The sequence below is a fragment of the Peptoclostridium litorale DSM 5388 genome (assembly GCF_900141635.1).
Classification (GTDB): domain Bacteria; phylum Bacillota; class Clostridia; order Peptostreptococcales; family Peptostreptococcaceae; genus Peptoclostridium; species Peptoclostridium litorale.
This window is the reverse complement of the sequence record NZ_FSRH01000016.1, coordinates 1-20,608: the sequence shown is the minus strand read 5'-3', so window position 1 is coordinate 20,608 and position 20,608 is coordinate 1. Positions and strand designations below refer to the sequence as shown.

The window sequence follows — 20,608 nt, the reverse complement described above, 5'->3', positions numbered from 1 at the left end:
AAGGAGGGTAAAACATGCAGTGGTATAAGGATCTTAAAATATCTGTGAAGCTTTTGTCGGGGTTTATAATGGTCGCTGTTATAGCAGGGGTTATAGGCTTTATAGGGATTAGGAATATAAAGACCGTAGACGACAATGACACCCTTTTATACACTAATATGACAGTGCCTATATCATATTCGGCTGACATGTCAAAAGACTTTCAAAGAATACGGGTTCATATGAGAAACATGGTGCTTGAAAATGACATTGAAAAAATAAATACTGAATATAGCGAGATCCAAAATTTGGCAAAGGAATTGGATGTTTTGGGTGCACAGTTTGAAGAAAGGATTTTATCGGATGAAATGAGAAGGGCATATGATGATTTCATGGGGACGAGAGCTAAAACTACAGAAGGAATACTTCAGCTCCTTGAACTTGCAAGGGAAAACAGGGACTATGAGGCATATGCGCTGCTCAATGGCAGTTTGAAGACTAGTACGGAAGCTGAAATGAATGCCATTGAAAAATTGGTGGATATGAAAGTGACTGATGCAAAGGCTCAGGCTGAACTAAATACTGCAATCACCAACAAGGCTGTAATGACTATGATTGCCATAATAGTAATAAGCATGATTATCGCAATAGCGCTTGGAATCTATATATCCAGGAGCATAAGCAAGCCTATAGGAAACCTTGTGGGTTCCGCCAGAAAAATCGCAGATGGAGACCTTGATGTCAATATAGAGGTTGCTTCAAAAGACGAGGTGGGAATACTGGCAAAGGCATTTGGCAGGATGGCTGACAATATAAACGAGGTAATGACCAACATAAGCATAACTTCAGAGCAGGTTGCCGCAGGTTCCGGCCAGGTGTCAGATTCGAGCATATCGCTTTCACAAGGGGCTACAGAGCAGGCCAGCTCTATAGAAGAACTTACGGCTTCAATAGAGGAAATTTCAGGACAGATAAACCAAAACGCCCAAAATGCGGACAAGGCTAATGAAATAGCTGAAACTGCAAAGGCAAATGCCATGGAAGGAAATGAGCAGATGAATGAGATGCTAAAATCCATGGACGAAATAAACATGGCTTCGAACAACATATCCAAGATAATAAAAGTCATAGACGAAATAGCATTCCAGACTAACATACTCGCCCTTAACGCCGCGGTAGAAGCTGCAAGAGCGGGACAGCACGGCAAAGGTTTTGCAGTTGTAGCAGAAGAGGTCAGAAACCTGGCTGCAAGGTCTGCAAACGCAGCAAAGGAAACAACTACAATGATTGAAGGCTCAATAAAGAAAGTTGAAGGAGGAACCAGGATTGCAAATGAAACTGCTCAAAAGCTGGATAAGATAGTGCAGGATGTTGCCAAGGTTGCGAATCTGGTTGGAGATATAGCGGTGGCGTCTAACGAGCAGGCCAGCGGAGTCGAACAGATAAATCAGGCTGTAATGGAGGTTTCAGAAGTTGTACAGACAACGGCAGCGACTTCTGAAGAGACTGCAGCTGCAAGTGAAGAACTTTCAGGGCAGGCTGTAATGCTTAGGGAACAGACTTCGAAATTCAAGTTAAAGAGCTCTGGTGGAAGTTTCCAATCGAATGACGACAATGTAAATCCAGGCGTGTTCAAACTGCTCGACAAGATGAATAAAAAGAAAACTGCATACGGTCAAAAGGACGAATACTACAAAGAGGTTGCCAGCACAAACTCGAATAAAATATCATTGAGTGAAAATGAATTTGGAAAATATTGATATGATTAAAATTACAGAAAGGGAATTTGAACTATTATCAGACTATATAAAGTCCAATTATGGGATATACATCAAAAAGAAAAAACAGACCCTGCTTATGGGAAGGCTCAGTGGAGTGCTTAATGAAATGGGGTTTACAAGCTTCATGCAGTATTACAATTACATGCTTGCAGACAAGAGCGGCGCAGGGGTAGTGACTCTTGTGGACAAGATAACTACAAACCACACATATTTCATGAGGGAGTCGGACCATTTTCAGTACTTCAAAGGAACTGTGCTTCCATACCTTGAGCATTCAGTTAAAGACAGGGATCTCAGGATATGGAGCGCAGCCTGCTCGTCAGGTGAAGAGGCGTATACTTTGGCTATGATAATGGATGAATATTTTTCGGAAAAAAAAACACTTTGGGATACAAAATTGCTGGCGACAGATATTTCGCAGTCAGTACTTAAGACGGCGAAAAAAGGTGTATATACGAGAGAGAGGATGCATCCCATTCCGGAAAGTTGGAAGGTCAAGTATTTTAAAAGGCGTGACGATGAAAACTTTGTAATAAAAGATGAAATTAAAAACAAGGTGATATACAGGAAATTCAATCTTATAGAAAAGAGATTCCCATTCAGGCGTAAATTTCATACCATATTTTGTAGAAATGTCATGATATATTTTGACCATGATACGAAATATGAGCTAGTCGAAAAGTTTTATGACTGTATTGAACCGGGCGGGTATCTGTTCGTTGGACATTCAGAATCTTTGGAACGAGAAAAAACCAGATTCAAATATGTAAGACCTGCAGTTTACAGGAAGGAATAGAGTGAAATTAGAATATGACATTTTAGTAATGCTGCAGCATTACTCTATAAATTCAAAAGCAGAGGTGCATATGATGAATTTAGACAAAAAGATAAGGGTTCTCGTTGTAGATGACAGCCTGCTGTTTAGGGAGGTGCTCTCAAGAGGAATTTCATCAAATCCGAATATACAGGTTGTGGCAAAAGCAGTGGATCCGTTTGATGCGAGAGACAAGATACTAAAGTTTCGGCCCGATGTTATGACCTGCGATGTCCAAATGCCAAAAATGAACGGCATAGATTTTATAAGAAGACTCCTTCCGCAGTACAGTCTGCCCGTGATTGTTGTGAGCACTGTCAGTGAGGCGGTGTTTGATGCCATGAACGCCGGGGCGGTTGATTTTGTAACAAAACCGGATATGCGCAGCGTTGAAAAGGTGGAGTATTTCATACATGACATAATAGACAAGATAAAAATAGCGGCAAATGCACATGTTGTTGAGGGAAATAATATAAGGCCGCATTCGTCTTTTGTCAAAAATGCCATCAAAACAGACAAGGTCATAGCAATAGGTGCATCCACCGGAGGGACACAGGCCATAAACAGGGTGCTTGAAGAATTCCCTGCCCAGATGCCTCCGATTGTGATAGTGCAGCATATACCGGCGCTATTTTCACAGATGTTTGCGAAGCGGCTTGACAGCTCACTCAGCTTGAATGTAAAAGAGGCGCAGGGAGGCGAAATTTTGGAGCCGGGCAGAGTGCTCATAGCCCCAGGGGACAGGCATATGAAGCTTGTCAGAATAGGCAGAGGGCTCAAGGTCGAGCTTTCCGACGCTGAAAAGGTAAATGGCCATAAGCCCTCTGTGGACGTGCTATTTGAATCGGTTGCAAGGGAATGCAATGCCAACGCGGTGGGGGTGATACTTACAGGAATGGGATATGACGGGGCTAAAGGGCTTTTGGCAATGAAGAGGAAAGGGGCAATGACAATAGGGCAGGATGAAAAGAGCAGTGTGGTATATGGAATGCCCAAGGTTGCATTCAACATAGGCGCAGTGAAAAAGCAGGTTCCGCTTGAAAAAATACCTCACGAAATATTTTCGCTTTTGAGATGAACGTAAAAACTATTTATGAAAATTACCGGAAATCCATTGGGAAGACTTTGTTTTGAAAATAATTCCCTTTGGATTTTTGTTTGTCATAAGAATTTAAATAATATGAATGAAAATGGGAATATAGACATATATAAATGAGCCGCACAATCCAATTAAGCTATTAGTAGCACTTGCAAAAAATAAAAACAAATGAAATTGAAAAGAATATATAAAAAAATATGAACAAAAACGATAAAAGTTGTATAATTTGGATATGAATGCATATAAATGTAAAATAGGCTACTAATAGTATAATAGTTTACTGTAGATTTGGGGTTGTTGAAATATGAAGCTTTCAGACAAGATATCGGTAATATTCTTTATGGAGATGCTCAGTCTTACTATAATTATTTTTATATTTTCAAATACCATATTTCTTTCGGGGTTCGAAAATGTTGAAATTATGAACGTGAAAAAGGACATTGCACGGCTTAGCGACGAACTGGAATATGAGATAAACCTTTTGGACTCCATAAATCATGATTATGCGGTTTGGGACGATACATATGAATTTTCGGAGCATGGGAATGAAGACTACATAGATTCCAATTTTAAATATGAGACGATATCAAAGCAATTCATAGTGGATTTTGTGTTGATTACAGATGAAAAAATCAGGCCTGTATTTCAATCGGAATATGACACTGAAGACGCAAGTGAAATGCCTGTTGAAAATGACATAAAAGAACTTATAGACTATGAAAAACTGGCAGGTGAAGTTATCCAAAGCGGAAGGAGCCTAAAGGGAATAGTAAAAACAAGTGAAGGTTTTGCAATGGTGAGCATAAGACCTGTGCTAAAAAGCAGCGGGGAAGGCCCGGCAGCAGGTGTGATTATAATGGGGAGAAAGCTGGATGAGGGCGAGATAAGCAGGTTTGCAAAGATCACATATTTGGATCTTGACGTGTATGAAAACAAGCAGTTCAAGGCCATACAAGGCATAGAAAACCTAAATGGAGTGCTGGTTAAAATGGATGGGGAAATAATAAAGTCTTATCTGCCGGTGGAAACCATAAAAAAAGATACTACAATGGTACTTGAAATTTCAAGTGTTGCAGATATATATTCACTGGGGGCGCACCTGCTCAAAAAATACATATACATTGTAATATCCATGGCTCTCGTATTTGCATATACTTCAAACAGGATATTTGAAAAGGCATTCACATCAAGGCTAATGAATATTCAAAGATTCATGGAGAATATGGGAAAGGGAAAGAGCAAAAAAAACAGGGTTGCAGTAGGGGGGAAAGATGAGATATCGAGTCTTGGAATTTCAATAAACCTCATGCTGGACAGGCTTGAAGAGAGCCATGATAAGGCGGTTCAGGAAGAGCAAAGGTACAGGCTGCTGTTTGAGCATATGAGCGAGAGCTTTACATATTCAAAGGCCGTGTATTCAGATGAAGCCAAAACGGAGATAGTAGACTTTGAAATAGTAGAGGCGAACAGCCAGTTTTACAATATGGTGGGGGCACAAGGATTCGAGCCGGAGGAAAAGAGATTTTCTCAAATCGAAAAAAACTACGGATATCCTATTACTGCTGTAACCAAAGTATTCAAGGAATTTTGGAGTGAATATGCGGGAAACACCAGGGAGATACAGGTGAATATGGATGAGCGCTGGTATTCCTTAATAATATACGCTCTGCAGGCAGAGCATTTCGGCATGATATTTTGGGACATAACAGCCATAAAAGAACGGGAATCGGATATCATTGAAATGGCAAAACTGGACCATTTGACCAATCTTCCAAACAGAAAATACCTTGCCGAGTATATAGAGCTCCTTTCAAAAGAGGCGCTTGAAAATGAAAAGATGTTTGCCGTAATGTTTCTGGATGTCGATGATTTCAAGCAGATTAACGATACTTACGGGCATAAATATGGAGACTATGTACTAAAGACAATAGCGGACATAATAAGCGAATCTGTAAGAGGGGACGATTTTGTAGCCAGGATAGGCGGGGACGAATTTGTAGTGGTCATGTCCAGAGTACGGAGTGAGAAAGACCCCTTGGGACTTTCCGAAAGAATACAAAGCAGGATACATGAATATTTTTCAGAAAATGAAATTTCAAAAATGGGAATAAGCATAGGAATAAGCATATTTCCACGAAATGGCAGGAGCATAGAACAGCTCATTGAAAATGCGGACAAGGCCATGTACAATGCAAAGAAATCGGGAAAGGGCAAAAGTGAATTGTATGTAGAATAAAAGCTGGAAATACAATTTTAAATATAAAAAAAATATAATACATATTAAAACACCCCTTATATCCTTAAAAAAGCTTATTTTTGTTAAAAAAACGGGATTATCGCAAAAAAAATGTTTAAAACTAAAATATGCTCTATATTTTTAAAAAAAACTATTAAAAAGTATTTGAAAAAGCATTACGATTATGTATAATATAATGAGAGACGGATATTTTTTTGACAAGCCAGTCTCTTATTATTTTGTAGAGTTTTATGGGAGGTTTATGATTGATGGAAAATCAAACTAAAGAAGTAAAGGTTATTACTGCGGACCCATCTGCACTTGGACTTTTTGGTCTTGCAATGGTAACTCTTGTAGCTTCATCGCAAAAGCTTGGCATTACAAGCGGAGTTTCTTTTGTATTGCCTTGGGCGATATTCCTTGGAGCATTTGCACAGCTTTTCGCTTGCATAAATGACGCCAAGAAAAACAACGTATTTGGAACAACGGCATTTGGAGGATACGCATTCTTCTGGATGGGAGTAGCAATGTCTTGGATGATTCAGCAGGGAGTATTCGGAGAGAATCTTGCAGCAGGAGTTGACGGAAAGCAGCTTGGATTTGCATTTGTAGGATATCTTATATTCACGCTTTACATGACAATAGGAGCTATGGAGACTCACAAGGTATTATTCATAATATTCGTACTGATAGACTGTCTTTTCATAGGTCTTTCGCTTAGCTCATTTGGAATAGCTCACGAAGCTTCTCACACATTTGCGGCTGTATCAGAGCTTCTTATTTCAATGATGGCATTTTACGGTTCAGCAGCTGCAGTTCTTAACGCTCACTTTGGAAAAGTGTTCCTGCCAGTTGGAAAGCCGTTTGGAATATTCAAGGAAACTGCTTCATCAAGTAAAAAAGCTGCCTAATACGGTAGATTTATAGAGAAATCATAAAAGTGAGAAGGCCTCTTTGTAAGTGACGAAGGGGTCTTTTTTCGTATTCAAAAAAAGACAAAAAACGTATTATAGCCTGTGTTTTGTGGAAGATGTTTGTGTTATTATATTGTTATGTTGAATGCAAGGTCTGATTCTGTTCATTTATATAAGGTTTTTGCCTTTGAATCGGACTAATACTGTTTTAAAGGAGACGGATATGGCAGATATGATAAGCATAAATACGCCGCTTACAACTGAAGACGCCAGAAAACTAAAGGCGGGCGACATGGTACTGATAAGCGGAAAATTGTACACGGGAAGAGACGCTGCTCACAAAAGGCTCATGGAAGCTATAGAAAAAGGCGAAAATCTGCCTTTCGACCCGAAGGACCAGATAATATACTATGTAGGCCCATCGCCTGCAAAACCGGGAAAGGCCATAGGCTCTGCAGGACCGACTACGAGCTACAGGATGGACGATATGACGGTGCCTCTTTTGGAGCTCGGGCTTACAGGAATGATAGGCAAGGGAAGCAGAAGTGACAAGGTTATAGAGGGAATGAAAAAAAACGGTGCCGTATATTTTGCCGCCGTGGGAGGGGCTGCGGCCCTTATAGCATCGAGGATTAAAAGCGCCCAGGTCGTGGCGTATGACGACCTGGGACCGGAGGCCATAAGAAGGCTTGAAGTTGAGGACTTTCCGGCGGTTGTTGTAATAGACAGCGAGGGAAACAACCTCTATGAGACTGAAAGGGAAAAATACAGAAAATAAAGCAGACATGTTAATGAACATCAGGACGTCCTGCGCTTTTGATATGAAAGGTATTTAAAATAAAAAATGACTTTGGAGGAATTTTAATGGATTACAATAAAATGGCTATAGAACTGCACCAGAAGCATCAGGGGAAAATAAGCGTTTGCAGCAAGGTAAAGGTTGAAGATTCTGTGGATCTTTCAGTGGCGTATACTCCAGGAGTTGCACAGCCGTGCAGGGAGATAGCGTCTGACGAAAGCAAGGTTTACGACTATACGTCAAAGGGCAATCTTGTTGCGGTTGTGAGCGACGGAACAGCAGTGCTGGGACTTGGAGACATAGGGGCGAAGGCTTCAATTCCGGTAATGGAGGGAAAATCGATACTTTTCAAGGAATTTGCAGGAGTCGACGCTTTTCCAATATGCCTGGACACCAAGGACGTAGAGGAGATAGTGAGGACAGTGCAGCTTATGGAGCCTGTGTTTGGAGGGATCAACCTTGAAGACATATCAGCTCCAAGGTGCTTTGAAATAGAAAAAAGGCTCAAGGAAATATTGGACATACCAGTGTTTCACGACGACCAGCACGGAACCGCAATAGTTGTTGCAGCCGGACTTATAAACTCTTTAAAGCTTGCGGGAAAGAAAATCTCAGAGGTTGAGGCGGTAATAAACGGAACAGGATCTGCGGGGATAGCAATAGGAAAGCTGCTTATTGAAATGGGCATAAAAAACATAGTTTTTTGCGACATAAACGGGGTCGTGCATGAGGGCAGCGAGGGACTCAACTGGGCGCAGCTCGAAATGGCAAAAATAACGAATAAAAAAGGTGAGACTGGAAAACTTGTGGATGCAATAAAGGGAAAGGACATTTTCATAGGGGTTTCAGCTCCAAACATAGTAAGCTCTGAGATGATATCTTCAATGAATGAAAACGCCATAGTGTTTGCAATGGCAAATCCTGTGCCTGAAATAATGCCTGAAGAGGCTATAAAGGGAGGGGCTTTCATAATAGGAACGGGAAGATCAGACTTTCCAAACCAGGTCAACAACGTGCTTGCATTCCCTGGAATATTCAGGGGGGCTCTTGACGTTAGGGCGAGCGACATAAACGAGGAAATGAAAATAGCTGCCGCAAATGCAATAGCAAATACAATATCTGACGATGAGATTTCCAGGGAATACATACTTCCCAAGGCTTTTGACAGAAGGGTTGCGGAAAATGTGGCCGAGGCCGTGAAAAAGGCGGCAGTGGACTCGGGGGTTGCAAGAATATAGTATTTTTATGTTCGCATGGCCCCTTCAAGGGTATAAACAAATACAAATAGAATATGACTTGGAGGGGATTTTTTATGAAAAGATTTGCAGTCATAATGGCAGGCGGTGGCGGAACCAGGTTTTGGCCCATAAGCAGGCAAAAGACCCCGAAGCAGCTTTTGAATCTGAGTGGAGAAGACGCCCTTATAAACGAGACTATAGACAGGATATCATCCATTGTAGAGAGGGAGGACATGTACATAGTCACAAATGAAAAACAGGGAAAGCTGCTTGTCGACACCATAGAGGGCTTCTGCCACTGCACGGATGCTCTAAACATACTGTATGAGCCTGCGGCGAGAAATACGGCGGCAGCCATAGGGTACGCGGCATTTGCAATAAAGAAAAAGCACGGTGACGGGATAATGTGCGTATTCCCATCGGACCACTATATAAAGGACGGAGTGGGATTTAAAAGCACACTTGAAAGAGCTGCAGATATAGCGCAGAGTTCGGGCCATCTTGTGACAATAGGCATAAAGCCTACTTTTCCGTCAACTGGATACGGGTACATAAAACTTTTGAAAGATACCGCCCACCTATATGCGGGAAGCGCATACGGTGTGGAGGAATTTGTTGAAAAGCCGGAATTCGAAACGGCAAGGGCCTATGTGGAATCAGGTGAATACCTTTGGAACAGCGGTATGTTCGTATGGAAGGTTTCAAAGATTCTCGAAGACTTCAAAAGATTCCTTCCGAAATTATACAAAAGGCTTGAGGAGCTCTCGGCGTATATGGGAAGCAAGCAGGAAGACGAGAAGCTGCATGAGATATATCCAAGCCTCATAAGCACTTCTATAGACTACGGAGTCATGGAAAGGTCGGACGACGTGGTGGTTGTGCCGGGGGATTTTGGATGGAACGATGTAGGTTCTTGGGATGCCCTTGGAGCAATATTCGACACGGATGAAAAGGGGAATATAATACGGGCAGACAATGTGGGCATAGACACAAGGAATTCGATAATTTACGGCAATTCAAGGCTCATAGCTACAATAGGGCTTGACAGCATGATAGTAGTTGAAACTGAGGATTCCATACTCGTATGTCCGAAGGAAAAGGCACAGGATGTAAAGCAGATAGTTGAACATTTGAAAAGGCAGGGAAGGGAAGAATACCTGTAGAATAGAAAATTAAAAACGAATACTGCAAATATGAAAAAGACTGGCGTTTGCCGGTTTTTTTTTATAAAAAACAAAAATCGACTAAATACATGTGACTTTTTAATAAAAAATGTTATAAAATTAAATTATACATAGTAAAAATGAGCGAAATATGAATAAAAAAGAAAAAAAGGGATATATGTTAAACAATGAGGTATTTAGGGCAAGCGGGATTAGTATGGGCAGCAGGCGATGATTGGATAATTCATCAATTTGACATAGCAAATAAAATATATTTTAGAAATGGAGAGAATTATTATGGAGGACTACAAAGGAATACTTCTTGAATCAGGTACAGGAGAACTTGAAATACTGGAATTTGAAGTCGAGGGAAGAAAATATGCCATAAATGTTATAAAGGTAAAGGAGATACTGAGCATCAGCGCGCTCAATAAAATACCGAATTCCCATCCTGCGATTTCAGGGATTACGCTTGTAAGAGGAGATGTGATAAGCGTAATAGATATGAAATATGTCCTTGATAAAAAGCCGACCGTTGGAGACGCCAGGATGACTCTTCTTTGTGAATTCAACAACCTCAAAGTGGCATTCCTTGTGGACAAAGTCATAGGCATACACAGAATAAAATGGGAAGACATAAAAAAGCCGGACGCCATAATAGAAAACTCCCTCATAATAGGAAACATAAACTATCAAAACAACATACTCATACTGCTTGACTTTGAAAAGATAGTAATAGACATAAGCCCTTCCACTGGAATATCTGAAGAGAGGCTCGGAGAAATGGATTCCAAAGAAGATAGAATGCACAAGAGGATAATGCTTGCGGACGATTCGCCTTTGATAAGAAGGCTTCTTAGGGACGTGCTCATAAAGGCGGGGTATTCAAACCTCATATTCTTCAACGACGGGCTTGAGGCATACAACTACCTTGGAGAGCTAAAGGAAAAGCTTGGCGAGGATTTCAAGCGAAATGTGGACATTCTTGTTACAGACATAGAGATGCCGCAGCTGGATGGGCATACTCTGACAAAAAGGATAAAAACAGACAAGGTGCTCAAAAGCCTTCCTGTAATAATATTCTCATCGCTTATAACGGGAGACTTAAGGCACAAGGGTCAGGCTGTAGGCGCGGACGCACAAATGAGCAAACCGGAAATCGGACAGCTCATAGAGCTTATAGACGGATTTTTGGAAGTGTAAAAAATAAATTGATAATTAAGGCAAAAGGCATAAAGCCGGTGTTTTTCGGTTTTATGTCTTTTATTTTTGACATTTTTAAGAGTTCGAAATGCATATAAAAATTAAATTATATGCATTAAAAACACAGAGCATAAAAGCTTGTTATGAGTGTTTACTGAAAAGGCAAACTATTATACAATAGTAAGATACACGTTTTTAGCTATATCAAGATTATGTGTTTTTTAAAAATGATTTTGGCGTGTGCAAAATTTTGTAACATTGCAATGCTTTTTGAAAGGAAATGATGGCATGATAAATTTGATTTTGAATATAAAACGGCCGGAAAGCTCACCGTATTCAACTGGAAATATTTAAACAAGGGACATTCAAATATGGCGTCAATATGGAAAAAGTAGATGCAGCCATATGCGCATATCAAATGAGACTATAAAAGAAAAGTTTTGAAAGGAAGTTGAACTGATGAGTTTTGGAAATATGAAAAAATATAGCAAAGACATAAATAGGGTGGTAGTAAAGATAGGAACGTCAACTCTTACGTATTCAAGCGGAAAGCTTAATTTTGAAAGGATAGACAAAATAGCCAGGGTTCTTTCAGATATAAACAACCAGGGCAAGCAGGTTATACTCGTAACATCGGCGGCAATAGGTGTTGGAGTTGCAAAGCTTGGAATAAGGGACAGCGAAATAATAAAAACCGTGCAGGGCAAGCAGGCCGCGGCGTCTGTCGGACAGGCCATGCTCATGAAGATATATCAGAGGTTTTTCAACGACTACAACCAGATAGTGTCGCAGGTTCTGCTCACAAGATACGTGACTGAAAATGAGCAGACAAAGGTTAACGCCCAGAATACATTCAATGCACTCTTGGAAATGGGGGTAATACCTATAGTAAACGAAAACGACACAATAGCGATAGACGAGATAGTGTTTGGAGACAACGACACTCTTTCAGCGACGGTTGCGTCGCTTGTGGACGCTGACCTTTTGATACTCCTTACCGACATAGACGGGCTCTATACGGGAGACCCTAGGAAAAACCCTGATGCAAAGCTTATTCCAAGGATTGAGGACATAGGCAAGGACATAGAGAAGCTGGCATCGGGAACAAGCTCGACTCTTGGAACGGGCGGAATGATAACAAAGGTAAAGGCGGCCGAGATAGCTTATGAGTCGGGCATAGACACGGTGATAGCAAACGGAAGCGACCCTTCTATAATGTATGGCATAATAAATGGCGAAGAGATAGGGACACATTTTGTGGCTCCTCAAAACAGATAGAAAATAATGGAAGCAGTAAGTACATTACTGCTTTTATTGTACAAAAGAGTTTATCAAAATGAGAATTTGAGAATATAGAAATTGTAGGGACAAAAAAGACTGGAGGGAAAATCATTGAGTGAACTTATAGAAAAGGGAAAAAAGGCAAAGCGGGCTTCAAGGGAGCTTGCAAGATACTCGAGGGCGAAAAAGGACGAGATACTAATAAAGGCAGCAAAGGCGCTTATTGAAAAGCAGGACGAAATAATAGCGGCGAATGAAAAGGATATAAATGCGGCGAAGGAAAGCGGAATAAGCGGGGCTCTTTTAGACAGGCTCACGCTTGGAAAGGGCAGGATAGAGTCGATGGCAAAAGGCCTTGTCGACATAGCCGGCCTTGACGATCCCGTGGGAGAGGTTCTGTTCATGAAAAAAAGGCCTAACGGAATGACAATAGGCCAAAAGAGGGTTCCAATGGGCGTTGTCGGAATAATATACGAGGCAAGGCCAAACGTTACAGCAGATGCTTTCGGACTGTGCCTTAAGAGCTCCAACGTAGCCCTTTTAAGGGGAGGCAAGGAGGCCATACACTCGAACATGGCCATAGTGAAAGTAATCCAGTCGGCTCTTGAGGAGTGCGACGCTCCAAGGGAGATACTCCAGCTTGTAGAGGACACTGACAGGAAAGTGGCCCTTGAGATGATGAAGCTGAACGAATACCTTGACGTTCTGATTCCGAGGGGCGGGGCGGGGCTCATACAGTCCGTAGTCCAAAACAGCACGGTTCCTGTAATTGAAACGGGGGTTGGAAACTGCCACATATACGTGGATGAAAGCGCAGATTTTGACATGGCGAGCAGAATAGTCATAAATGCCAAGACCTCAAGGCCTGGGGTTTGCAATGCAGCTGAAAAGCTACTCGTGCATTCGAGTATTGCTGATGAGTTCGTGCCAAGGATATGCGCCGAGCTTGAGGCAAAGGGAGTCAAGATAATAGCAGATGAGAAGGTAAGGGATATTTACCCGAAGGCTGAAAAGGCCACTGAAGAGGACTGGTTCACAGAGTACCTTGACTATGTGATAGGAATGAAGATAGTTGGCAGCATCGACGAGGCGATGAATCACATAAGCCACTACGGAAGCGGACACTCCGAAGCCATAATCACAAACGACTATTCGAATTCACAAAGGTTCCTTGAAGAGGTTGACGCAGCGGCTGTGTATGTGAACGCGTCTACAAGGTTCACAGACGGGTCTGAATTCGGATTTGGAGCCGAGATCGGCATAAGCACCCAAAAGCTTCATGCTAGAGGGCCTATGGGGCTCAAGGAGCTTACGTCCACGAAGTATATAATATTCGGGGACGGACAGATAAGGTAGACAGCTAATGGAAAAGAGTTAGAAACGATTTAAGTTCAAATGATATAGAGAAATAAATGGATAATCAAAATGAAAGATAATTGAATGAAAAAATAAAATTAAAAAGGCGGCCTTGAGCATGTAATATGCGCAGGGCCGTCTTTTAATTGTGAAATACAAATCTGACAGATTGTATTGAAGGTGAGGCGGAAGATGGAAAATAAGAAATAGTAAACAATTGCAAATTGTAAACTTTTACACATAGTAAGACTTTACAATATGTTTACATGGTTTTGTGGATAAGTTGGCACAGTTAATCCAAAGGGATAAGCAGCCGAAAGCTTTCCGTTTTGAGCTTTCCGCTGGCGCTAATCTCATGCCCTGCCAAAACTCGGGGCTTTCGAAAACTCGCTGGGCTCAGACAGTCCGAAATCCCAGCGAGTTTGGCGTGCATTTCGATTGGAAAGCTTTCAAAACTCCACGAAATCGGCCTGGCTCATCCCGTTTGGATTTTTACAGTGGCGGAGGAATAGGAAAAATAGAAAACCGTATATGTATGAGGTGAATTAAGTTTTATGATTGGAGTTATATGCGATAAAATAGAAAGGGGCAATCAAATCAGAATATAGCAGTAAATGGAATATATGGTATAATACCTACATTGATAATACTGGGAGGGAGCCATATGTCAAATGCCATAATTGGAAATACTGTTCGGCTATACGATCCGCTAATAAAAGAAATTGAAAAGTCAAAAGAGATAAAAATAATAGTCTCATTCCTTATGGAATCCGGAGTCAAGCTTATTGTAAAGGATATGAAAAAGCGAGTGTTCAAGGGATGCACCGTGAAGATAATAACGGGGACATATCTCAATATAACGGAGCCGTCGGCATTATACCTTTTGAAGTCTGAACTGGGAGAACTGGTGGACTTGAGGTTTTACTCCAATGAAAGAATATCGTTCCATCCCAAAACTTACATATTCAGAAATGGTGAAGAAGGGAATCTTTTTATAGGTTCATCGAACATATCAAAATCAGCACTTACTACGGGTATAGAATGGAATTACAGGCTTTCGAGGGATATGTCACCTGTAGACTTTGATGAATTTGAAAAAAGATTCGACTATATATTTGAAAATGAGAGCAATGAGCTTACGGATGAAGAACTTAGAAAATATGCGTCAAACTGGAAAAGGACGAAGATACTAAAGGATAATATTGGCGAGCCATCTGGGGAGGAAGTTGAAAAACCGGAGCCGAGAGGAGCACAAATAGAGGCGCTTTATGAACTTGAAAATGCAAGGGAAGAGGGCGTTGAAAAAGGAGTGGTTGTCGCAGCTACCGGAGTGGGAAAAACATATCTGGCGGCATTTGATTCCGAGCAATATAATAAAGTGCTTTTTGTTGCGCATAGGAGCGAGATATTAAAGCAAGCTGAAAAGACTTTTAAAAGCGTTAAGCCAAATCTAAAGACTTCGTATTTTGATGGTGATAATAAGGACACTTTGGGAAAAGTTGTGTTTGCGAGTGTGCAGACTCTTGGAAAAGGCGACTATCTAAATAAGGATTTTTTTGAAAGGGAGCATTTTGACTATGTTATAATAGATGAATTCCATCATGCGGCGGCTAAAAGCTACAGGAAAGTTATTGATTATTTCAAACCAAAGTTTCTTTTGGGACTTACGGCTACGCCGTACAGGATGGATGCAAAAGACATATTCGAACTTTGCGATGACAACATAATATACGAAATAAATTTAAAAGATGCCATAAACAGAGACCTTCTTGTTCCATTCAGGTACTATGGGATATACGATGATATTGATTATTCAGATCTGCACGTTAAAAACGGGAAGTATAGTGAAAAAGACCTTGAAAAGGTATTGGCTACAAACAAGAGGGCTGATTTTGTACTTAAAAGCTATAGAAATATGAAGGGGAAAAGAGCAATTGGATTTTGTTCATCGGTAAAACATGCGGAATACATGGCTGCCCACTTCAATGAAAATGGAATAAAGGCAGCAGCGGTCCACAGCGGAAGAGATATATCTGAATACAGGCTTGAAAGAGGTGTTGCAATAGAAAATCTTGAAAATAACGAAATTGAAGTTATATTTGCCGTGGACATATTCAATGAAGGCGTGGATATTCCCTCCATAGATACAGTGCTTTTTTTGAGACCTACAGAATCATATGTGGTATTTTTGCAACAGCTTGGAAGAGGGCTTAGAAAATATGAAGAAAAAGAATATCTGAATGTACTTGATTTCATAGGGAATTATAAAAGGGCACACCATAAACCGTTTTTCCTTGCGGGGATAAATCCACTGAATTTTGGAGATGGAAAAACAAAGAAAAGCCGCATAGACGAAATAGAATTTCCAGAAGGCTGCAGCGTGAGTTTTGACTTTAAGCTCATAGATTTATTTGAAGAAATGAAAAAGAACGACCCGCTAAGAGAAAGAATGGCTGACGAATACCGCAGGTTGAAGGAGAGTATTGGAAGAAGACCTTTGCGATGCGATTTGTATGAGGGCGTGGATATTGATATAAAGCATTACTTGAAAAACGGATACATCCAATTTTTAAACAGCATAGAAGAGCTTGAAGGCGCTGAAAAGAAATGGGTTGGTTCTATAGCTTATGAATTTTTAAAGGAAATTGAAAAGACAAGAATGACCAAGTCTTACAAGATTCCGGTGCTCAAGTCGTTTGTAAAGGATGGGGAGCTTAAAGGTAAAGCGAGTCTGGATGAAATAGGCAAAAGCTTTATGGAGTTTTACACTGATAGTAAATTCCACCAAAAGGATTTGAACAACAGTAATCACAAAAACTGGAAAAACTGGGGCGCTGAAAAATTCAATAAACTTGCATTTGAAAATCCAATTGATGCCTTTTTGAAATCCGGATTCTTTTATTATGATGAAATAAACAGAGAGCTTTGCATTGTTGAAGAACTGAGCGAATATCTGGATGAAAATATGAAAATACATTTTGAAGACATATTGAATTATAAAAACACTAACTATTTCAAGAGAAGATTTAAAGGGAGCGAATAGTCATGGAATGTATATTTTGTGATGTGGATGAAGAAATTATAGAACTGGAAAACGAACTTGTATTTGCTATATTTGACAAGTATCCGGTAAATGAAGGGCATATGCTTATAATTCCAAAGAGACATTTTAAAAATTTTTTCGATGCAACAAATGAAGAGATTGTTGCCATATATGACATGCTGGGCAGATGTAAGAAATATATAGAAGACAAGTACAGCCCTACGGGGTACAATATAGGTATTAATGTAAATGAAGATGCAGGGCAGACCATAATGCATCTTCACGTGCATCTTATCCCAAGGTACAAAGGAGATGTTGAAAATCCAAAGGGAGGGGTCAGAAGGCTTAAGGCCCAACTTGTATACTATGATGGATAAAATGATAGTGTTCGATTATAAGAGTAATAATTGTGGAGGGAAGATTTAAATGCCTACATATAATAAATTGGTAAGGGACAAAATACCGAAGATAATAGAAAATGCCGGCAAGGAGGCTCTAACAAGGATTCTTGATGAGATGGAGTATGAAAAGCATTTGATTGAGAAGCTCGGTGAAGAAGTTGAGGAATTTGTGCAGACTCCGAATGAGGAAGAACTTGCCGATATAATGGAAGTTGTTGAAGCAATAATGAAAATGAAGAAGATATCATGGGAAACGGTTAGAGCTGTCCAAGCGAAGAAGAGGCAAGAAAGAGGAGGATTTGAGGATCGGGTATTTCTCGAAGAAGTTATGGAATAGACCGATTAAAATCATATATAGCGTATATACTTCAATTAATAGCATTTGAAAAGCTATGTCATACTGTAGGCCGGCAAACCGAAAGCCATCGGGTGCCCGCCCCTTTGAGGTGTGCCGAAAACTACAAGCCTATTAATGAAGGAAAAAATTTGCACATGATCGAGCCTGCATCCGAATGCTCATCATGTGCTTTTTTCGTGTACAACCGTACAGGAAATGTTTCGTGGCGGCGAATTTTGTTGTAAAATAACATTAGGAGACAAGAAATAACAAGAGGTGGACATCATGTGCAAAAATGAAAATTACGACAGCGAAAAAGGCAGGTACATGTGCAAAAGAAGCAAAGGTGTTTGTATAACCAAGGAAAAGGGGCTCATGTGTTCCTTGTTTGAAGATGCAGACGGGGACGACAAGTTTGGAAAGCTAAGAGAGCTTAGGCTTCTTAAAAAGAAAAAGCTCAGCGAAAAGAAGGCGCAGGTCTAAGGCCATAAAGTATTCTCATGGTTTTAATATTCTTTGCACCCCGCTAAAAAGCAGCTATTCAAAATTGTATACAATTTTCACCACAGACATTGTATGCAAAATCAAAATGTGTTATAATATCTCAAAAGTCTTTGAATGGAAAACAGTTGTATATGGAATATAAACAAAAAAGTACTGGAGGTTTTCTTGAATGGGAGAAAATAAAAGCGGTTATCTTATAGTCGACAAGGAAATACTTCCTGACGTATACGAAAAGGTGGTAAAGGCGAAAGACCTTCTTCGAACGGGACAGGCAAAGGGAATAACCCATGTATGCAAAATGCTTGGCATAAGCAGAAGCACTTTCTATAAATACAAGGATTATGTTTTCACGGTTTCTGAGGCTACAAAGGGCAGGAAGGCAACTATAATAATGATACTGGACCACACTCCAGGAGTCCTTTCGAAGGTGCTTGACAAGATCGCCGAAAGAAAGGGAAACATACTGACGATATCGCAGGACATACCTATAAACAATGCTGCAAATGTAAGCATAACGTTCGACCTTAGCAACATGGAAATTAATGTAGACGAGCTCATAGAAGAAATAAACGGCATGAGCGGAGTATTCAAGGCTAATCTTATAGCAATGGAATAGGGCATATTCAAAAAAATAACCAGTCGGCAGGCTATGCTGTTTGACTTGTTATTTTCTTTATAGATACCTAGAGAATTTGAGATATTAAGAGGGTGGGGGAAAACAATGTTTAACATAAAGGTACCGGCTACTACTGCAAACATGGGACCGGGATTTGACGCGCTCGGAATGGCGCTTAACATGTACAATGAAGTTGAGATACAGGAGCAGGAAGATGGCGTTGAGGTAATATGGGACGGCATGGATGTGGATCTGCCTCTTGAGGAAAACCTCATATATACAAGCCTTGTGCTTGTGCTGGACAGGTATGGATATGAGTACAAGGGATTCAAAATCAGGATGAAAGACTGCAGCATACCTCTTAGCAGAGGTCTTGGAAGCAGCGCTTCAGCAATAGTTGCGGGAATAGCAGCTGCAAATGCAATAATGGGCGGAAAGCTTTCCGAGGACGAAATAATAAACATAGCCACAGAGATTGAGGGGCATCCGGACAATGTAGTGCCTGCAATAACAGGGGGCATGGTAGTATCGCTTTCAAACGAAGGAAAAGTTGTACACTCAAAAATTGATGTGCCTGAAAACCTTAAGTTTGCAGTAATGATACCGAGCTTCAAGGTGAGCACGGAAGAGGCTAGGGGTGTAATGCCAAAGAGCTATGGAAAGAGCGAGTGCATATTCAACATATCAAGGGTTGCAATGCTTGTAAATGCATTCAACAAGGGAGAAATTGAAAAAATAAGATGCTGCACTAAGGATATGATACACCAGCCTTATAGGAAGACTCTTATACATGGTATAGATGATATATTCAAAAAGTCGGAAGAGCTTGGAGCCGTAGCCGAATTCATAAGCGGATCAGGTTCGACTCTTATTTCAGTTGTGGAAAGCCAAAACACAGGCTTCGAAAAGAATATGAGGGAGTTTTTGGAAGGGATTGAAGGTGGATGGCAAATAAAAATGTTAGAAATGGATGCCCACGGGGTAAGAATAGATATATAAAAGTACCTTAAGATTTTCCACTTCTTTTTTAAAAACTTTTAGCAATAATTTAAAAATGGCGACATGGGCTTTGACCAAGCAAAGACCCAATGGCGCCATTTTTTTATGCACAATGCAAATATGAAAAACTATATACGCAAATAAACAAAGCATAATTCGTAAATCAACGCACTTAAAACACCTATTATTATAAGAAAATTCGGGGTGACGCTATTAATAAAAAAAGTTTTGAAAAAGTGTTGACATGTTTTTTGAAAGTTGGTATAGTATTACTTGTCGCCGGACGAGGCACACGGCAAACGAGCCAAAGGCCAAAAGAACTGTGGCAGTATGTTGCAGCCAATCGAATTAGAAATTCTCTTGGGCAACACTTGCATGAGACGTACATCTGATTGCTTTGCAAACAGTGTTACGGCTTCAAAAAGTTCTTGACAGAATGAAGGCGATAGAGTAAAATGATAAGAGTCGCTGCAAGGCGGCACACATTGAACCTTGAAAACTGAACAGCAAAACCATAGACTGATTTTAATCAGTCAAACCATAAACAAGTCAGTGATAACTGTAATTTTACAGTTTGTCATGAGTCAAGAGGATTTTTCCTCAAGGATTTTTTATTAAGAGTTTGATCCTGGCTCAGGATGAACGCTGGCGGCGTGCTTAACACATGCAAGTCGAGCGAACAAAGCGATGTGAAGCCTTCGGGTGGATCATCGCGGCGTGAGCGGCGGACGGGTGAGTAACACGTGGGTAACCTGCCCTGTACACTGGGATAACGCACCGAAAGGTGTGCTAATACCGGATAAAGTGAACCTTTCGCATGGAAGGATCACCAAAGCTCCGGCGGT

17 protein-coding genes and 1 rRNA gene are annotated in these 20,608 nt (G+C 40.6%); all 18 read left to right on the top strand.

Annotation, left to right across the window (positions count from 1 at the left end; genetic code table 11):
* The first annotated feature begins 14 nt into the window (after positions 1 to 14).
* Positions 15 to 1,739 (top strand): methyl-accepting chemotaxis protein, encoded by a 1,725-nt coding sequence (locus tag BUQ87_RS12970; protein ID WP_038266382.1) that lies wholly within the window; start codon positions 15 to 17, stop codon positions 1,737 to 1,739.
* A 1-nt stretch (position 1,740) separates the two neighbouring features.
* A complete protein-coding gene (locus BUQ87_RS12965; RefSeq protein WP_038266591.1) occupies positions 1,741 to 2,556 on the top strand; it encodes a CheR family methyltransferase in 816 nt (271 codons plus the stop codon).
* A 1-nt stretch (position 2,557) separates the two neighbouring features.
* A complete protein-coding gene (locus BUQ87_RS12960) occupies positions 2,558 to 3,652 on the top strand; it encodes a protein-glutamate methylesterase/protein-glutamine glutaminase (RefSeq protein WP_330391361.1) in 1,095 nt (364 codons plus the stop codon).
* 325 nt (positions 3,653 to 3,977) lie between these two features.
* The gene (locus tag BUQ87_RS12955) at positions 3,978 to 5,909 is read left to right on the top strand and encodes a sensor domain-containing diguanylate cyclase (protein WP_038266380.1); all 1,932 of its coding nucleotides are present in this window, start codon (positions 3,978 to 3,980) and stop codon (positions 5,907 to 5,909) included.
* A 269-nt stretch (positions 5,910 to 6,178) separates the two neighbouring features.
* A complete protein-coding gene (locus BUQ87_RS12950) occupies positions 6,179 to 6,820 on the top strand; it encodes an acetate uptake transporter (RefSeq protein ID WP_038266587.1) in 642 nt (213 codons plus the stop codon).
* A 235-nt stretch (positions 6,821 to 7,055) separates the two neighbouring features.
* A complete protein-coding gene (locus BUQ87_RS12945) occupies positions 7,056 to 7,601 on the top strand; it encodes a Fe-S-containing hydro-lyase (RefSeq protein WP_334292816.1) in 546 nt (181 codons plus the stop codon).
* Positions 7,602 to 7,687: 86 nt separating this feature from the next.
* Positions 7,688 to 8,860 carry an NAD(P)-dependent malic enzyme gene (locus BUQ87_RS12940; protein ID WP_038266377.1) on the top strand — a complete coding sequence of 391 codons (1,173 nt, stop codon included), beginning with the start codon at positions 7,688 to 7,690 and terminating at the stop codon, positions 8,858 to 8,860.
* A gap of 74 nt (positions 8,861 to 8,934) precedes the next feature.
* A complete protein-coding gene (locus BUQ87_RS12935; RefSeq protein WP_038266374.1) occupies positions 8,935 to 10,023 on the top strand; it encodes a mannose-1-phosphate guanylyltransferase in 1,089 nt (362 codons plus the stop codon).
* Between the two features lie 297 nt (positions 10,024 to 10,320).
* The gene (locus tag BUQ87_RS12930) at positions 10,321 to 11,226 is read left to right on the top strand and encodes a chemotaxis protein (protein WP_038266372.1); all 906 of its coding nucleotides are present in this window, start codon (positions 10,321 to 10,323) and stop codon (positions 11,224 to 11,226) included.
* Positions 11,227 to 11,700: 474 nt separating this feature from the next.
* On the top strand, positions 11,701 to 12,504 hold the full coding sequence (proB, locus tag BUQ87_RS12925) for a glutamate 5-kinase (protein WP_077216611.1): 804 nt from the start codon (positions 11,701 to 11,703) through the stop codon (positions 12,502 to 12,504).
* Between the two features lie 114 nt (positions 12,505 to 12,618).
* On the top strand, positions 12,619 to 13,863 hold the full coding sequence (locus BUQ87_RS12920) for a glutamate-5-semialdehyde dehydrogenase (RefSeq protein ID WP_038266367.1): 1,245 nt from the start codon (positions 12,619 to 12,621) through the stop codon (positions 13,861 to 13,863).
* Positions 13,864 to 14,527: 664 nt separating this feature from the next.
* Entirely contained in the window at positions 14,528 to 16,906 is a 2,379-nt protein-coding gene (locus BUQ87_RS12915; protein ID WP_052636183.1) for a DEAD/DEAH box helicase family protein, read from the top strand.
* Between the two features lie 2 nt (positions 16,907 to 16,908).
* Positions 16,909 to 17,283 carry an HIT family protein gene (locus BUQ87_RS12910; protein WP_038266362.1) on the top strand — a complete coding sequence of 125 codons (375 nt, stop codon included), beginning with the start codon at positions 16,909 to 16,911 and terminating at the stop codon, positions 17,281 to 17,283.
* Between the two features lie 49 nt (positions 17,284 to 17,332).
* Entirely contained in the window at positions 17,333 to 17,644 is a 312-nt protein-coding gene (locus BUQ87_RS12905) for a nucleoside triphosphate pyrophosphohydrolase (RefSeq protein WP_038266360.1), read from the top strand.
* A 285-nt stretch (positions 17,645 to 17,929) separates the two neighbouring features.
* Entirely contained in the window at positions 17,930 to 18,127 is a 198-nt protein-coding gene (locus BUQ87_RS12900; RefSeq protein ID WP_038266358.1) for a hypothetical protein, read from the top strand.
* Between the two features lie 190 nt (positions 18,128 to 18,317).
* Positions 18,318 to 18,764, top strand: coding sequence for an ACT domain-containing protein (locus BUQ87_RS12895; RefSeq protein ID WP_038266355.1), 447 nt, complete (start codon positions 18,318 to 18,320; stop codon positions 18,762 to 18,764).
* Positions 18,765 to 18,869: 105 nt separating this feature from the next.
* Positions 18,870 to 19,763: a homoserine kinase gene (gene thrB / locus BUQ87_RS12890; RefSeq protein ID WP_038266353.1), complete on the top strand. Its 894-nt coding sequence runs from the start codon at positions 18,870 to 18,872 to the stop codon at positions 19,761 to 19,763.
* A 610-nt stretch (positions 19,764 to 20,373) separates the two neighbouring features.
* A 16S ribosomal RNA gene (locus BUQ87_RS12885) occupies positions 20,374 to 20,608 on the top strand; the annotation flags it as partial.